13 protein-coding genes and 1 pseudogene are annotated in these 15,542 nt (G+C 46.8%); 2 read left to right on the forward strand and 12 right to left on the reverse strand.

Features of this window, described 5'->3' with window-relative positions:
• Nucleotides 1-185 precede the first annotated feature (185 nt).
• The 5 genes from AB5H98_RS00995 to AB5H98_RS01015 form a co-directional block, all read right to left on the reverse strand.
• Nucleotides 186-764: a hypothetical protein gene (locus AB5H98_RS00995; protein WP_367924043.1), complete on the reverse strand. Its 579-nt coding sequence runs from the start codon at nucleotides 762-764 to the stop codon at nucleotides 186-188.
• A gap of 25 nt (nucleotides 765-789) precedes the next feature.
• Nucleotides 790-1,278, reverse strand: a complete 489-nt coding sequence (locus AB5H98_RS01000) for a hypothetical protein (RefSeq protein WP_367924044.1) — start codon at nucleotides 1,276-1,278, stop codon at nucleotides 790-792.
• A gap of 105 nt (nucleotides 1,279-1,383) precedes the next feature.
• Complete coding sequence (locus AB5H98_RS01005) at nucleotides 1,384-2,322, reverse strand: LysR family transcriptional regulator (protein WP_367924045.1); 939 nt, start codon at nucleotides 2,320-2,322, stop codon at nucleotides 1,384-1,386.
• A 148-nt stretch (nucleotides 2,323-2,470) separates the two neighbouring features.
• A complete protein-coding gene (locus AB5H98_RS01010; protein WP_367924046.1) occupies nucleotides 2,471-4,255 on the reverse strand; it encodes a phosphoenolpyruvate carboxykinase (GTP) in 1,785 nt (594 codons plus the stop codon).
• Between the two features lie 230 nt (nucleotides 4,256-4,485).
• Nucleotides 4,486-5,685: an acetate/propionate family kinase gene (locus tag AB5H98_RS01015; RefSeq protein ID WP_367924047.1), complete on the reverse strand. Its 1,200-nt coding sequence runs from the start codon at nucleotides 5,683-5,685 to the stop codon at nucleotides 4,486-4,488.
• 121 nt (nucleotides 5,686-5,806) lie between these two features.
• Here AB5H98_RS01015 and AB5H98_RS01020 point away from each other — a divergent pair, with 121 nt between their 5' ends.
• Nucleotides 5,807-7,000, forward strand: a complete 1,194-nt coding sequence (locus tag AB5H98_RS01020; RefSeq protein ID WP_367924048.1) for a nucleotidyltransferase family protein — start codon at nucleotides 5,807-5,809, stop codon at nucleotides 6,998-7,000.
• A 22-nt stretch (nucleotides 7,001-7,022) separates the two neighbouring features.
• On the opposite strand, the gene AB5H98_RS01025 is transcribed toward AB5H98_RS01020, so the two are convergent.
• Nucleotides 7,023-7,316 (reverse strand): hypothetical protein, encoded by a 294-nt coding sequence (locus tag AB5H98_RS01025; RefSeq protein WP_367924049.1) that lies wholly within the window; start codon nucleotides 7,314-7,316, stop codon nucleotides 7,023-7,025.
• A 90-nt stretch (nucleotides 7,317-7,406) separates the two neighbouring features.
• Between AB5H98_RS01025 and AB5H98_RS01030 the strand changes: the two genes are divergently transcribed.
• Nucleotides 7,407-7,607: a helix-turn-helix domain-containing protein gene (locus AB5H98_RS01030; RefSeq protein ID WP_367924050.1), complete on the forward strand. Its 201-nt coding sequence runs from the start codon at nucleotides 7,407-7,409 to the stop codon at nucleotides 7,605-7,607.
• Between the two features lie 51 nt (nucleotides 7,608-7,658).
• Here AB5H98_RS01030 and AB5H98_RS01035 read toward each other — a convergent pair whose 3' ends face one another.
• The 6 genes and pseudogenes from AB5H98_RS01035 to AB5H98_RS01060 all read right to left on the reverse strand — a co-directional run bounded on the left by AB5H98_RS01035 (nucleotide 7,659) and on the right by AB5H98_RS01060 (nucleotide 15,542).
• Complete coding sequence (locus tag AB5H98_RS01035) at nucleotides 7,659-7,877, reverse strand: hypothetical protein (RefSeq protein WP_367924051.1); 219 nt, start codon at nucleotides 7,875-7,877, stop codon at nucleotides 7,659-7,661.
• Between the two features lie 363 nt (nucleotides 7,878-8,240).
• Nucleotides 8,241-9,665: a glycogen synthase GlgA gene (glgA, locus tag AB5H98_RS01040; protein ID WP_367924052.1), complete on the reverse strand. Its 1,425-nt coding sequence runs from the start codon at nucleotides 9,663-9,665 to the stop codon at nucleotides 8,241-8,243.
• 62 nt (nucleotides 9,666-9,727) lie between these two features.
• On the reverse strand, nucleotides 9,728-10,849 hold the full coding sequence (glgD, locus tag AB5H98_RS01045) for a glucose-1-phosphate adenylyltransferase subunit GlgD (protein ID WP_367924053.1): 1,122 nt from the start codon (nucleotides 10,847-10,849) through the stop codon (nucleotides 9,728-9,730).
• A pseudogene (locus AB5H98_RS01050) lies at nucleotides 10,843-12,022 on the reverse strand (glucose-1-phosphate adenylyltransferase). Before AB5H98_RS01050 ends, glgD begins: the two are co-directional and overlap by 7 nt.
• Before the next feature lie 107 nt (nucleotides 12,023-12,129).
• Nucleotides 12,130-14,151: a 1,4-alpha-glucan branching protein GlgB gene (glgB, locus tag AB5H98_RS01055; protein WP_367924054.1), complete on the reverse strand. Its 2,022-nt coding sequence runs from the start codon at nucleotides 14,149-14,151 to the stop codon at nucleotides 12,130-12,132.
• A 455-nt stretch (nucleotides 14,152-14,606) separates the two neighbouring features.
• Nucleotides 14,607-15,542, reverse strand: coding sequence for a magnesium transporter CorA family protein (locus AB5H98_RS01060; protein ID WP_367924055.1), 936 nt, complete (start codon nucleotides 15,540-15,542; stop codon nucleotides 14,607-14,609).

Genomic DNA, 15,542 nt, shown 5'->3' on the forward strand with positions numbered 1-15,542 from the left:
CGGACAAATCATCTCACTATCGACAGTCGTCCGTGGTGTTTGCATTACTTTCTTTGATTTTTCTTCTTCTGACTGCTGAGGGATTCCGGGGAACCGGTTGGCTTCTATATTTGGAAGGTGCAGCGATTGCTGCAGTGGTCTCTTCAGTGCGCACACTTTGAGAGATAAACTAAAAAGCCCCGGATCTATGCATCCGAGGGCTTTCTGTTTTTATTGGGCAAATCAGCTTTTCGTACGTCCCAGTGGGCTCGCACCAAACGATTTAAAAGAAAGATGACCACTTCTTCTCCTAAAAGTACCAGAGCCCAAGGACTTTTAAAAAACAAAACTACTTTTCCTAGAAAGGGAATGTGCGCCACATACGTACCCACAATATTTTCCCGCGGGGTTTTGTACCTGTCCAGTTCTGAAATAGCGTCCGGATGCGTCCGGTATATAAGGCGACCCGTCTCGGCGTCCCACTCTGTATGGCTGAATCTATGGGTCTCGATGATCTCCTCGCCAAATCGCTCTGCCTGAAAAGTAATGATTTGTTCCGGCTGCAGCGTCAAAAATGCATCGGAAGGGATCTGACGTACCAGCACAAGAGAAAAGGCCGGAATCGTAGGCTCCATGCTCTCAGAGAGTACCACATAAAAGCGATAAGGCAGCCGTCTTCCGACTTCTTGAGGAAAGAGCAAATAGACTCCTACGCACAAAAGCAATAACCCGATTGTAACCCAGAAAATCGCCTTCTTCATTCGATCAGGTACATTCTTTTTCACCGAAATAGCGCTCGTTTTATCGCGATCAGCTCAAGGTAGCCGTCACATCAAACTGAATCGGAGTATCCGCAGCCACTTTATCCGCTACATTCTCACTGCTAACGGTAGCTTTGATGGTATATGTATTGGATGCTTGAATATCTGTATCCGTAAAACTGGTGCCGGAACCACTCACACTTCCACCACCACTCTGTGTAACCTCAAAGGTAAAGTCTGATGTGCTGAGGCCAGAATCTCCTTTTACTGCAATCTCCAAGTCCAACTGTTTCGCCAAATCACTTTCATCTTCAATGGTGAATGTCACATCTCCAGAAGCAGAAGGATACACAGTCAATGTTCCCTCATCACTGTTCATCGCAAAATTCGTTGTCTCCACGGTGACTGGCTTGCGCAGTGTAACGGCCGTAGTGCTGGCGGTCGCCGTAGTTTTATCATACACCGCAAAAGTACCCGCAGAAGTAACAACCACTACCGCTGCCGTAGCCAAAGAAAGCCAAGTTGTTTTTTTGAACATCGTATGATCTCCTTTTCGCCTACCAAATTTGTATAGGTTGATTCTTGAGTATCATATCATATCTTTAAAAAAGTGAAAAATACTTCTTTTGGCACGAAAACCATATCAATTTTGGTATATATCAGGCAAATCCAAATCCTGCAAAAAATCTCTAAGAAAATATTTGACCGGCTCAGAAATCTCCTCTCTTTCACGATGCAGCAACAGAAGGTTCATTCGAACCGAAACATCTTCCAAAGGAATGCTGCAAATTTCAGAATTGTATAATTCTTTTTTTTGCCAATGATTCCCCACTATATATCCATTTGTTCTGCGCAATATTTGAAGAATGGTCCGATAACTGTTAACCGTAATGGTACGTTTTGGTGATTCCACTTCGAGCCTTGAATCGTCCAGCACGGTCCGATTGAGGTGGCTGAAAAAATCATCTGGCAGCAAAACCCTTGGATACCGAAGCAACTGGTGAGATGGTAAGAGTGGACGATTTGCCAAAGGATGATTTTTCCGCACATGGATATACATCGGTTGTGATTCATCCAGAGAAATGGTGTGGAGATTTTTGCTGGCGGCCATTTTCCGAAATATTGGCAACTGAGTATCATTGACCACCGTCAGTCCAATTTCGGCTTCTAAAGCCGCTACTTTTTCAAGCGCGGGTTCTAAGGTGGTTTCATAAAGGCAAAGTTCAATATCCTGCGCATTCATATGATGATATGCTCGCATGAAAAGATCGTCCTTCACATATAAAAACGCAATCGCCACGCGCAAATGACCAACCAGATTGTTATTTTGCGTATCCCGTAGCCGTTCTAACATTTGAAACTTATCCAAAATGGAGCGAGCGTAATGATATATCTGCCATCCTATCTGCGTGGGATATACTCCTTTGACTGTGCGATGGAGCAGCAAACAGCCCATTTCCTGTTCCATCGCACTGATCGTTCTACTTAGGCTTGGTTGAGCCACAAATAATTTTTGTGCGGCGGCGCGGATACTTCCACAATCTACCACTGTTACAAAATACTGAAGTTGTCTGCGCTGCATCGTTTTCCTCCTTTTGCAGCTTCCTTTATCACCGGCTGTTTTACAAGAAATCAACTGCGGTGAGACAATATCAGTTTTCCCTCATTTTTTCGCAAAAAAACAGGCAGCAGAATTCTCTGCTGCCTGTTACTATTTTTATGCGATTGTCTTATTTGGACAAACGTGCACGCAGGTCCTCAAGCTGTTTACGCAGCTCTGCAGGAACGCGCTCGCCAATCTGGTTGTACAGCTCTTCCACGCCCTTGACATCTTCCAGCCACAGATCGTTGTCGATCTCCAGCAGGCCCTTCAGGGTGTCCAGCGTGATGTCAGACAAACCTTCGATGTTGATATCTTCTGCCTTGGGCACATAGCCGATCGGAGTCTCTACAGCGTCAACCTTGCCTTCGCAGCGATCCAGCATCCACATCAGCACACGCATGTTGTCGCCAAAGCCCGGCCAAATGAAGTGGCCGTTCTCGTCGGTGCGGAACCAGTTAACATGGAAGATCTTAGGCGCTTTGTCGCCCAATTTCTTGCCCATCTCCAGCCAGTGGCCGAAGTAGTCGCCCATGTTGTAACCGCAGAAGGGACGCATAGCCATCGGGTCACGACGGACAACGCCCACAGCACCGGTAGCGGCAGCAGTGGTCTCAGAAGCCATTGCAGAACCTACATATACGCCATGCTCCCAGCTGAAGGACTGATATACCAGCGGAGCAGTCTTAGCACGGCGGCCACCAAATACCATTGCGGTCACAGGCACGCCCATGGGGTTATTGAACTCTTTGGACAGGCAGGGGCAGTTCTCCGCAGGAGCGGTGAAACGAGAGTTGGGGGGCGCCAGCTTGCCGCCATTAGCAACATACTCTTTGCCGTTGACGGGGATACCAGTCCACTCCTGAGCATCCTCGGGAGGATTCTTATCCAGGCCTTCCCACCACACAGTGTTGTCAGCCAAGTTGTGAGCAACGTTGGTGAAAATGGTGCCTTTCATTGTGGTGTGCAGAGCGTTGGGGTTGGATTTCTCGTTGGTGCCAGGAGCAACGCCGAAGAAACCATTCTCGGGGTTGATCGCATACAGACGGCCATCCTCACCGATGTGCATCCAAGCGATGTCGTCGCCGACAGTCCATACTTTGTAGCCCTGCTTTGCATAAACCTCAGGCGGAATCAGCATGGCCAGGTTGGTCTTGCCGCAGGCAGAGGGGAACGCAGCGGTGATGTATTTGGTCTCGCCGTTGGGGCACTCGATGCCCAGGATCAGCATGTGCTCAGCCATCCAGCCCTCTTTCATGCCCTGGTAGGAAGCAATGCGCAGAGCAAAGCATTTTTTGCCCAGCAGCACGTTGCCGCCGTAACCGGAGTTGATGGACCAGATTGCATTCTCTTCGGGGAACTGCACAATGTAGCGGTTCTCTTCGTTGATGTCGGCTTTCGCGTGCTGGCCGCGCACGAAGTCGTTGGAATCGCCCAGTTGACGCAGCGCTTTCACGCCGATGCGGGTCATGATGTCCATGTTCAGGACAACGTAGATGGAGTCGGTGACCTCAATACCCACTTTGGAGAACGGGCTGCCGATGGGGCCCATGCAGTACGGAATAACGTACATAGTACGGCCTTTCATGCAGCCAGTGTACATGGGAACCAGTTTTGCTTTCATCTCTTCGGGGTCCATCCAGTTGTTGATGACGCCCGCATCCTCTTTGTTCTTTGTGCAAATGAACGTACGACCCTCAACACGAGCAACGTCGTTCTTTGCAGTGTGGTGCAGAACGCAGCCAGGCAGTTTCTCCTGGTTCAGTTCAGTCATTTCGCCAGTCTTGAAGGCCTCTTCGCGCAGAGCACGCAGCTGTCCTTCAGAGCCGTCGATCCAAATGGTCTTGTCCGGAGTCATCAGGTCTTCCATTTCTTTGACCCAGTCCAGAACATGCTGATTGTTCGTCAAAGCCATAATTGAATCACCTTTCCTTTAAAAAATCCCTCTCGCATAAAGTGGTGAACAGAACTCGTTCGATCAAAAATGCGATTTGGTTTCATTATACCTTTTTGTTAAAAAAAACACAAGATTTTTCCGTGAAAAAGACGCAGCGTTTCGCCAAGCGGAACCGATTGTGCGCTTTTTGAGGACGAGACTGCAACAAAAGACGGCCGTTCCTTCAGAACAGCCGCCTTTGCAAAATCTTATTTTGCCGCTTCCACCAAAGCTTTGGTGTCACGGGCGATCATCAGCTCTTCGTTGGTGCAGATGACCAGCACTTTCACGCGGCTGCCCTTGCCGCTGATGTCCATGATGTCGCCAGTGCGCTGACGGTTCTTCTCAGGATCCACGGAAATTCCTAAAAAGCCCATGTCCTCGCAGACGCTGGCGCGCATACGATAGTCGTTTTCGCCGATGCCACCGGTAAACACTACGCAATCCAAGCCGCCCATGGCCGCCGCGTAGGAACCAATGTACTTTTTGATCTGATAGGCCAGCATATCAATGGCCAGTTTGGCACGGGTATTGCCCGCGTCGGCAGCACTGGTCACGTCACGCATATCGCTGGAAACGCCAGAAACGCCCAGCAGACCGCATTTCTTGTTCAGATAGTCGGCCATCTCCTGACCGTGCATGCCAAGTTTTTGCTCCATATAAGTAACTACGCTGGGGTCCACATCGCCGCAGCGAGTGCCCATCAGAACGCCGGCCAACGGGGTCAGTCCCATGCTTGTATCCATGCACTTGCCCGCCTTTACCGCGGAGATAGAGCTTCCGTTGCCCAGATGGCAGGTGACCATTTTCAAATCGCTGCTGTTCAGATACTGCGCAGCCGCCATACTTACATAACGATGGCTGGTGCCATGAGCGCCGTAACGGCGGATGGAGTATTTCTCATACATCTCATAGGGTACGCCATACATGTATGCCTTGGAGGGCATGGTCTGATGGAAAGTGGTGTCGAAAACAACCACGTTGGGAACTTTGTCGCCAAAGACAGCCTTGGCGCTGCGCAGGCCCTGTACGTGAGCCATATTGTGCACGGGAGCCAGCGGTGCGATCTCCTCAATTTTGTCAATGATCGCGTCGGTGACGATCTCAGATTTGGTAAAGAACTCAGCGCCCTGCACTACGCGGTGACCGATGGCAGTGATCTCGCTCTTATCTTTCACAACGGCACCCTCGCCTGTGGTCATCATCTCAACGACCTTCATGAACGCTTCGGTGTGCGTGGGGAAGGGAACTTCCTGGCTCCACTCGCCGCCGTTGGCTTTGTGAGTGATCTTGCTGCCCTCGATGCCGATGCGCTCGCACAGACCTTTACACAGTACGCTTTCGTCGTTCATATCAATAAGCTGATATTTCAGAGAGCTGGAACCGCAGTTGATGACAAGAACTTTCATATTTCCTTTTTCCTCCTAAAATGTTTCCAATGCTCGTTCTTTGATGAACAAACACTTTTCTTCCTTAACTATTTTATTATATAATGGTAAAAATTCATTTTCAAGGCGCGAAAGGGGTTTTATGTTGAAAATCGTTGGGATTATAGCAGAATATGATCCATTCCACGCAGGGCATGCGTGGCAAATCATGCAAGCCCGAAAAGCCGGTGCCGAAGCCGTGGTATGCGTAATGAGCCCCTCTGTGGTACAGCGGGGTGGGTTTTCTCTGTTTCCAGCGGATGTGCGTGCACGTGCCGCATTGGCTGGTGGGGTAGATCTGCTGATTTCGCTCCCGGCCCCTTATGCCGCCTGCAGCGCAGAGGGTTTTGCCAGCGCAGGTGTACATCTTTTGAATGCACTGGGCTGTGTGGACACACTTTGCTTTGGTGCGGAAACGCCCGACGCCTCTGTCCTTCAACAAACTTCCCGTACACTTTGCAGTCGTGAATTCCAAGCAGAAATCACGCATTTTCTGAAAAATGGAGCCAGTTTCGCCAGCGCTCGGGCTCAAGCAGCCGAGGCAGTACAACCTGGGGCAAAAACAATATTATCCACACCCAACAACATTTTGGGAATAGAGTACTGCAAAGCTATTCAAACTCAAAACAGTTCTATGAAAATTTTCCCAGTTCCGCGTCAAGGTGTAGAACACAACGCTTCAGCGCCCGGGGAGGGCTTTGCAAGCGCAAGCACTCTTCGAAATTTGTTCCGCAAAGGTGGCGCAGGCGAACTCTCCCCTTATGTACCTGCTGATTGTATGCCTTTCTATCATGAGGCGGAATCGCAAGGACTTGTCCTGAATCCGGATGCTGTATCCCTTGCTATTTTATCAAGACTTCGTGCGCTTTCTCCAGAACAGCTTAGCCAAACCCGTGGTATTCGGGAAGGTCTGGAACATCGGCTGTTTCATTTCATTCAAACCAGCTCGAATCTGTCTCAACTTTACGACAATTTGAAAACCAAACGCTACGCACATGCGCGTCTGCGTCGCCTAGTATTAGATGCTGCATTGGGCTGGACCGCTCAATCACTTTCCTTCCCGCCGCCTTATCTCCATATTTTAGGTGCAACCACGGCAGGATTTGCTGTTTTAAAGAAGGCCAAACAAACCGCTTCGCTTCCCCTTTCAGCCTCTCTTGCCGAATTGCGCGCACTCTCTGAACAAACGAAATTGGTGGCCGATGCACACAGTGCTGCAGAAGATTTGGCCTCTTTGTGTTTGTACCATCCTCGCCCGTGTGGCATTGCGTATACACAGTCTTTTTCTTCCAAATAAAAAAACGGCCTTACGGCCGTTTTTATTTTTGTGTATATTTTGCGGCATAAACAAGTTCCCACCCGTTTCGTTCTTCCCATATTGCATAAAACGTGTGCTCTTCCCAACGAGCTATTCCCCGCGCTTCATCCTCACCAATCTGTATTTCATACCGCCATGGTTTTTCGGGAATCCAGGTTTCCGCCGCTATCTGTATTTCTTTATGCAGCGCATCTATTCCCTGATTGACGCACACAGACTGTGATTGCGGCGCACCAGAAAACAGAAGCCCGGTTGCCAAAGCGATACTTCCAATCATTGTCATCGGACGCCGCATACTCTCACACTCCTTTGCCCACCATTATACTCAATATATTTAGTATAGTCAATGTCTTGAGCATGGTAGCATAAAATTGAGGTGGGACGTGTGATCAGTTATGAACCCTTCTATAAAACTTTGTATCGAAAAAACATAACAGAATACCAGCTTATCTTCAAACATGGTATCTCTGCCAATACATTGCACCGCATGAAGCACGGAAAAACGATCACCTTGAAAACCTTGGACACGCTTTGCTTCATTTTGGATTGTCCTGTCTCTGACATTATTGAATATCGCCGCGAATAAAACAAAAAGAGCGGGATGTGTAACACATCCCGCTCTTTTCGTATTTTCCAATCAATTCAAAGCTTTATATACACGCTCAAGCTCTTCTTCATCCTCACTTACCAGAAGCACCGGATGAGTATAATCCAAGCTCATGAGGCCCAGAATGCTCTTTGCATCGGCAATGCTTCCTTTCGAGTCATGAACACCGATATCGTTGCAGCACCGGGATGCAGCATTCATGATATTTTTGACTTCATTAAAATTGGAAATTTTGATCTGCTTGACCATTTTGGTTTACCTCTCTTTCAATCAGCATGAAACAGCGAACAATGTAAGGTCTCACCATCTAATCTTATGGTGTCTTTCCCGTCCTTACATTGTGCATTATACCAGAATATTTCCCATTTGTCTTGTGAAAAATACACAAATAATAACTTTCCGTTCTTTTTCTCGCTATTCAACAAAACTGCATTTGACCAAATTTTGGTTTTGTGCAGTTCGGCAAGAAAAAACGCGGTTCAAATGATACTATTTTGTTCCAAATTGTGTTAACACCTTTATTTCAAGGGTGAAAAGTCCATATTTCTGAAGGACAGATGGCAAAAAAAGGCCACCCACAAGAAAATCTTGTGGGTGGCCTTGATTTTTTGCTTACCACAACTGGCAAACCTGCTCATACATCTGCACATATTGCTTAGCACTGGCACTCCAGCTCATATCACATTCCATGGCGCGTTTTACAAGGACCTTCCAGCCATCGGTCTTTTCATAACCCTCTTTTGCCCGCAAAACAGCGTTCAACATCTCATGGGCATTATAATTATGGAATGTAAATCCATTGCCCTGACCATCGCCAGAATCATGAATGGAATCCCTTAAGCCGCCTGTTTCACGCACAATAGGAATTGTGCCGTAGCGCAAAGCCACCATCTGTGAAAGTCCACACGGCTCTGATTTGGAAGGCATCAAGAACATGTCCGCTCCCGCATAAATCTTCCTCGCCAAAGACGGAATAAATCCAATCTTGACACCTACGGCACCTGGATTTCTCGCAGCAAGGTCGCGGAAAAAGCTTTCATATTCTGCCTCGCCGGATCCCAATACCACAAGTTGCAATCCACTGTTGATAATCTCCTGAGCCACATGTCTTACCAGATCTACACCTTTATGGCCCACCAAACGCGTGACCATGGCTACTACCGGAACCGGCCAATCATGCAGTTCAAAACTGGCCCGCAAATCCTTTTTACATGCAGGTTTATGCTCTGCAAAATTTGCTGCACTGTAATTTTCCACCAAGTTCGGATCTGTAGCGGGATCGTAGCTTTTTACATCAATCCCATTTAAAATTCCGCACAGTTTGTACTGTTTTTGCCGCAAAAGGTCATCCAGTCCATGACTGTACCAAGGATCCAAAATCTCCGACGCATAACTGGGCGAAACCGTTGTTACTTTATCTGCACACTCGATGGCGCCTTTCATGAAATTGACGCACCCATCGTATTCCAAAAGATGCGCATCCTGTCTCGAAATTGCCACAGTATCTTCCAAAATTTCCATTCCATATTTACCTTGATACTGAATATTATGGATGGTAAATACAGTCTTGATGTTTGAGAATTTTTCCAGATGGCGATAGTACAGATTTAAGTAAACTGGCACCAAAGCCGTCTGCCAATCATTTGCATGAATGATATCCGGTTCAAAATCAATATGGAACAGCATTTCCAAAATCGCACGCGAGAAAAACGCAAACCGTTCGCCGTCATCATAGAAGCCATATAATCCTGTACGTTTAAAATAATACTCATTATCCAAAAAGTAATATTTTACGCCATCATAAGTCAGCTCAAACACACCGCAATACTGATTGCGCCAACCCACTGGAACAGTAAAATTGGTTAAAAACTTCAATTTTTCACGATAAGTAGGATTCATATCACTGTATAGCGGCATCACCACACGGCACGCCACTTTTCGGTTTCGAATGGCGCGTGGCAAACTGCCAGCCACATCACCTAAGCCGCCGGACGCAGCAAAAGGATTGGCCTCACTGGCGCAAAACAATACGTTCATATTACACGCTCCTTTTTTACAAACAGGGGCGGACCTGACGGCCCGCCCTATGAATGTTGAAATCAGACTTCGGTGCCTTTTTCAATGTAAACGGGGAAATTGGAATTTCCCAGCAGACGACGTCCCATAGTAACATGGACATTCTTATCTGTGACAATGTAATCCAATTCCACGTTCTGGTCCACCGTCGTACCCTGCATTAACACACAGTTATGCACTTTGGCGCCCTTGGCAATTTTTACACCGCGGAACAATACGCAGTTCTCTACTTCGCCCTCAATCACACAACCGTCGGCCACGATGCAATTGTTCACCTTACAATCCATAGCGTAGCGTACGGGGGCCTCATCGCGAACTTTGGTGTAGACCGGACGCTCTTTCGGGAACAAAGCCGCCATGTTCTTAGGATCCAAAAGCCGCATGTTCTCGTCGAAATAACTCTTCATATCGTAAATACGCGCACGATATCCCTTATACTCATATCCGTTCACGTGCAAAATCTTTAAACTGGGAGCAATAATATCTCTCTCCAGATATACCAAATTATGCACCTGTGCATCGCGAACCATCTCCACAAGTTCTTCGCGATCCATCACGATAACATTCATCGACAAATTCTGAACGCCGGGACGATAATCGTTTGTACGAAGCTCCGTGATTCTCCCCTCGTCATTAACAGTAAACGTATAGTTCTCTGTTTGAATGGGAAGAGGGATTTCCGCCCGTTCGTAGACCATCGTTACATTGGCACCGCTGGCAATGTGTTTTTCCATCAGATCTGAAAAGTCCAGATCATGTGCAATGTTGCAGTCCGAAAGAATTACATATTTTTCTTTTTGGCTGCGCAAGAAATTCAAAATGCTGCCCAAAGCCTCTACACGGCCATGATAGATTTTTGTATTTTCCTGTGCAAAAGGCGGTACCAAATTCAAGCCACCGCGCTTACGGGACAAATCCCACTCACGTCCATTTCCCAAGTGGTCCATCAAAGAATAATAATTCTTTTTCGCAAGCAGCGTCACATTCACAATACCCGCATTCACCATGGCAGACAGGGAGAAATCCACCATACGGTAACGGCTTCCAAAAGGCACGCTGGCCATGGTGCGGCGATGCACCAGCTCCGGCACCAATTCATCATATGTATTGGGGAAAATAATACCCAGGGCATTCATGTTTACCATAACTGCTCACCATCCTGTACGTCTTTTTCCAGCATTGCCTTTGGTCCTACCTTAGCGCCTGCACCAATTGTACGCCCTTCGCCAACCACGGCCACGCCCCATTTGGATTTATCCTCCACTGTCTCCGGCCGTGCTCCGACTACAGCGCCTTTTTTAATGGTTACATTTTCCGCAATGATGGAATAGTAGACCTCTGCGCCTTCTTCCACAACAGCACCTGGCATCAGGATAGACGACTCAACTACTGCACCACGCCCCACACTGACACCAGCGAACAAAATGCTGTTACATACAGTTCCTTCCACAAGGCAACCTTCTGTGACCATGGAATTATCCACATGAGCATCTCCGCTGATATAGTGGCCAGGACGTCCCGATGTGCGGGAATAAATCTTCCAATCTGCTTCCCATACATCCAAAGGTACATTCGGATCCAAAAGATCCATGTTGGCTTCCCACAGACTGTCAATGGTGCCCACATCTTTCCAATAACCTTCAAACGGATACGCAACCATTTTCTCGCCTGCGTTCAGCATATTGGGAATGATGTTCTTTCCAAAATCATTGGAAGAATTCGGATCTGCTTCGTCCTCGGTCAAATATTTGCGCAGCTTCTCCCAAGTGAAGATATAAATGCCCATAGAAGCCAAATTGGACTGAGGCTGTTTGGGTTTTTCTTCAAACTTAGTGATCGTGCGATTCTCATCAGCCGTCATGATACCAAAGCGAGGAGCCTCTTCCCAAGGAACCTCCATGACTGCAATGGTGCAATCGGCTTGTTTTTCCTTGTGGAACTCCAGCATTTTTCTGTATTACATACTCTGGATCATAGCGCTCAATGAAGTTAATATTCTGATAAATAGCATTTGCCGTTCCCTTATACCAATCTGACCCTGTAGCCGTTTGATAAGGAGGCAGCACATGCACACCGCCATACTGACGGTCCAAATCCCAAGGCTGGCCATTCCCAATGTATTCATTCAAAAGCAACGGCTGATACTGTGTCAACACACCCACTGTATCAATGCCCGAATTGACACAGTTCGAGAGCGGAAAATCGATGATACGGTATTTTCCTCCAAATGGGACAGCGGGTTTCGCCAGCTTCTTGGTAAGGGCATACAAACGCGACCCCTGACCGCCAGCCAGCAGCATGGCAATACATTCTTTCATCTTTTTCTCCCCTTGCAGCGCTTTATAAAGCATAGGCCGCCTTTACAAAACGCCTAATTTATTTCTTTTCCCGGTCTGGGCATTCCCAACCGGAAACAAAAGGCAAATCATTTTGCCTGTTTGCCAGTTTTTCCAGTCGATTTTTCAACTGGTTTCTTTTTTGCAGCGGATTTACGCACAGACGTCTTTTCCGCATTGACCGTCTTTTCTTTTTTCACAGTCCCCCGCGGAGCGCGTTTAGCGGGTGTGGAGAAAATCAACGTAGACATAGGCGGTATTTTAACAGAAACAAACTGTTCAAATCCATGCATCTGTCCCTTTTGCGCTTTTATGGGCTCGTTGTGAATACCAGACCCGCCAAACTCTTCGGCATCCGAATTCAGCAACTCTGTATAGGTACCCCCACGAGGCACACCAAAACGATAGTCCGAGCGAAGAACCGGAGCAAAATTGCATACCGCCACGATCTCGCGTCCTTTTTTATCTCGCCGCAAAAATACAATGACACTTTGCGACGAATCATCTGGAACGATCCATTGAAATCCATCCCAAGAGAAATCATCTTCCCACAAAGCCGGCGTTTCTTTATACAAGCGGTTCAAACTGCGCACATAATTCTGCATTTGCGCATGACGGTCATATCCCAAAAGCATCCAATCCAATTGTTGCGCCTCGTTCCATTCGATGAACTGCGCAAATTCCTGTCCCATAAACAAAAGCTTTTTCCCGGGATGTGCCATCATATAACCATAAAACGTACGCAAATTCGCAAATTTTTGCTCGTAATCTCCCGGCATTTTATTAATGAGACTGCACTTGCCATGCACAACTTCATCGTGACTTAAAGGAAGCACAAAATTCTCACTGAACGCATAGAAGAAGCTAAACGTAACTTTGTTGTGGTTTCCGGCGCGGAACAAAGGATCGGTACTCATGTAGCTGATCATATCGTTCATCCAGCCCATGTTCCATTTAAAATTAAAGCCAAGTCCTCCATCTGACACTGGACGAGACACCATGGGCCACGCCGTGCTCTCTTCTGCAATCATCAATGCATGAGGATGCCGCGAAAACACTTCTGTATTCAGCTTGCGCAGAAAGTCTATCGCTTCCAGATTTTCCTTTCCGCCTTGGGCGTTAGGACTCCACTCGCCATCCCGGCGGTTGTAATCCAAATACAGCATACTGGCCACCGCATCTACGCGCAGGCCGTCCACATGGTATTCTTCCAACCAGAACAAGGCGTTGGAAATGAGAAAGCTCTGTACTTCGGGGCGTCCATAGTCAAAGACCATTGTCCCCCATTCCTTGTGCTCTGCGCGCAATGGATTCTGGTCCTCGTAACAATTGGTACCATCAAACTGATACAAGCCAAACTGATCTTTTGGAAAATGTGCAGGGACCCAGTCCAAGATAACACCAATGCCGGAACGATGACATTTGTCTACAAAATATTTAAAATCATGGGGTGTGCCATAACGACTGGTAGGGGCAAAGTAACCAGTGACTTGATAGCCCCAACTCCCATCAAACGGATGCTCCATAACAGGCAAAAGTTCTACATGCGTATAACCCATTTCAATCAAATAAGGGACCAATTCATCGGCCAGCGCCTTATAATCAAATTGATTTCCATCTGGATATGTACGCCAACTGCCCGCATGCATTTCATAAATATTCATGGGACTGGACAGTGGGTCCGTTTGAGAAACAAAACGTTGCCAACGTGCATCTCCCCAGACATACCCAGACAAATCGTAAATCTTGCTGCAATTGGCCGGACGAGTCTCGGTGTGAAACGCGTAAGGATCAGCCTTAAACACCAATTCATCCGAAGGAGTAGTCACGCAATACTTATAAATATCAAACTGTTCCAACCCAGGGACAAAGCATTCCCATATTCCGCCGTCCGGATCCAAATTAGTCATTGGGGTTGCCGTTGGAATCCAACTGTTAAAATCCCCCACCACAGATACCGCCTTGGCGCGAGGTGCCCATACTCGGAACACAACACCTTCATATTCGCCACGTTTTTCAAAATGCGCGCCAAAAAAGCGCTGACATTCAAAATTTTTGCCTTGTTTAAACAAATAAATCGGCAGATCCGATACTGGATTGTTTTTTTTCAAGAAAGCTCCTCCTTTGGGGGCAAACCAGCAAAAGACAGGTTTCGCACACACTGACTGAAACCACGGTCAAACGCAGTTTCTTTCTTATTATAATAATCATTTTCCGGCCTTTTTGCAATAGTTTTCTGTATCATTCGTTGAAGTGGACACCAAAAAACGAACTCGTTTTTGGACATTTTATACAAATTTTAGCTATTATTAGAAAATTTGCCAATTTTTTGTCAAGAGTCAGTAAAAAGATTCCTGATAGTTGTAATACAAATCCATATTTTTCCTGTTTGTGATGTTCACGGCATTTTTAAAATACCGGAGTTTTTCCTTGCAATGGCAACAAGGATTCAAAAATGTTGTTTTACAAATCATTCTATTGCGACAATAATAAACCACAAATTGCATAGTTCGCCGTATTTTCATATACAAAGAACCCCGCCTTTTTCAAAAGGCGGGGTTCTTTTTTAAAGCCATTTTTTTCGAATTGCAAGCACAACGCTCACGGCAGTAAATACGACCGCAATACCAATGACAATCCAAAAACCAAAAGGCGATGTTTCAAACGGTACAGGTACGTTGGTACCCCACAAAGCGAACACAATGCTAGGAACGGTGAGAATAATTGTTACACTGGCCAACATTTTCATAACAATATTCAAATTGTTCGAAATGACCGACGCAAATGCATCCATGGTTCCGGACAAAATGTCTCGGTAAATATTTGACATTTCAATTGCCTGCTTGTTTTCGATGATGACATCTTCCAAAAGTTCTGTGTCGTCCGGATAATCTTTTACAAAATCCATACGCAGCAACTTTTCCAAAACAAGTTCATTGCCTTTAAGAGATGTGGAAAAGTAAACCAGACTTTTCTCAAGGCCCAGCATTTGAATAAGCTCTTTATTTTTCATGGACAGATGCAATTCATTCTCCACACGATTGGATGCCTTGTCCACTTCGCGCAGGTAAAACAGAAACAGTGTGGCATTGCGATACAAAAGCTGCAATGTCATACGATTTTTCTTTTTGGTGGAGAATCGCTTGGCTGAGCCATCGCTAAACGCTCTGGACAAAGCACTTTCTTTCAAACATACTGTGATGATGTTGTCCCGTGTCAGAACAATTCCGTACGGCAGCGTCGTATAGACAAAGCCTCTGCCGGGTTGTACCTCTACCGTAGGAGTATCCACCAAAATCAGCATATTTTCGTCTTCAAAGTCGATACGGCTGCGTTCTTCTTCGTCAAGCGCAGCCCGCACAAGATCTACATCTACCTGAAGTTGATCGCATACAGATCGGATCTCCTCTTCCGTAGGTGCACACAAATCGATCCAAGCGCCCGGCTCGATCTGTTCCAGTTCATTCAGGACGCCAGCATCCGTTGAATAAATCGAAATCAT

Origin of the sequence: uncultured Ruthenibacterium sp. (genome assembly GCF_963558415.1) — a bacterium.
GTDB lineage: Bacteria > Bacillota > Clostridia > Oscillospirales > Ruminococcaceae > Ruthenibacterium.

Excerpts from the sequence above, each read along its gene's own strand:
- AB5H98_RS01000 (WP_367924044.1), bottom strand. The coding sequence starts at position 1,278 with ATGTTCAAAAAAACAACTTGGCTTTCTTTGGCTACGGCAGCGGTAGTG.
- AB5H98_RS01010 (WP_367924046.1), bottom strand. The coding sequence starts at position 4,255 with ATGGCTTTGACGAACAATCAGCATGTTCTGGACTGGGTCAAAGAAATG.
- AB5H98_RS01025 (WP_367924049.1), bottom strand. The coding sequence starts at position 7,316 with ATGCGGCGTCCGATGACAATGATTGGAAGTATCGCTTTGGCAACCGGG.
- glgD (WP_367924053.1), bottom strand. The coding sequence starts at position 10,849 with ATGGTAAACATGAATGCCCTGGGTATTATTTTCCCCAATACATATGAT.
- glgA (WP_367924052.1), bottom strand. The coding sequence starts at position 9,665 with ATGAACGTATTGTTTTGCGCCAGTGAGGCCAATCCTTTTGCTGCGTCC.
- AB5H98_RS01035 (WP_367924051.1), bottom strand. The coding sequence starts at position 7,877 with ATGGTCAAGCAGATCAAAATTTCCAATTTTAATGAAGTCAAAAATATC.
- AB5H98_RS01020 (WP_367924048.1), top strand. The coding sequence starts at position 5,807 with ATGTTGAAAATCGTTGGGATTATAGCAGAATATGATCCATTCCACGCA.
- AB5H98_RS01015 (WP_367924047.1), bottom strand. The coding sequence starts at position 5,685 with ATGAAAGTTCTTGTCATCAACTGCGGTTCCAGCTCTCTGAAATATCAG.
- AB5H98_RS01005 (WP_367924045.1), bottom strand. The coding sequence starts at position 2,322 with ATGCAGCGCAGACAACTTCAGTATTTTGTAACAGTGGTAGATTGTGGA.
- AB5H98_RS01060 (WP_367924055.1), bottom strand. The coding sequence starts at position 15,542 with ATGATTTCGATTTATTCAACGGATGCTGGCGTCCTGAATGAACTGGAA.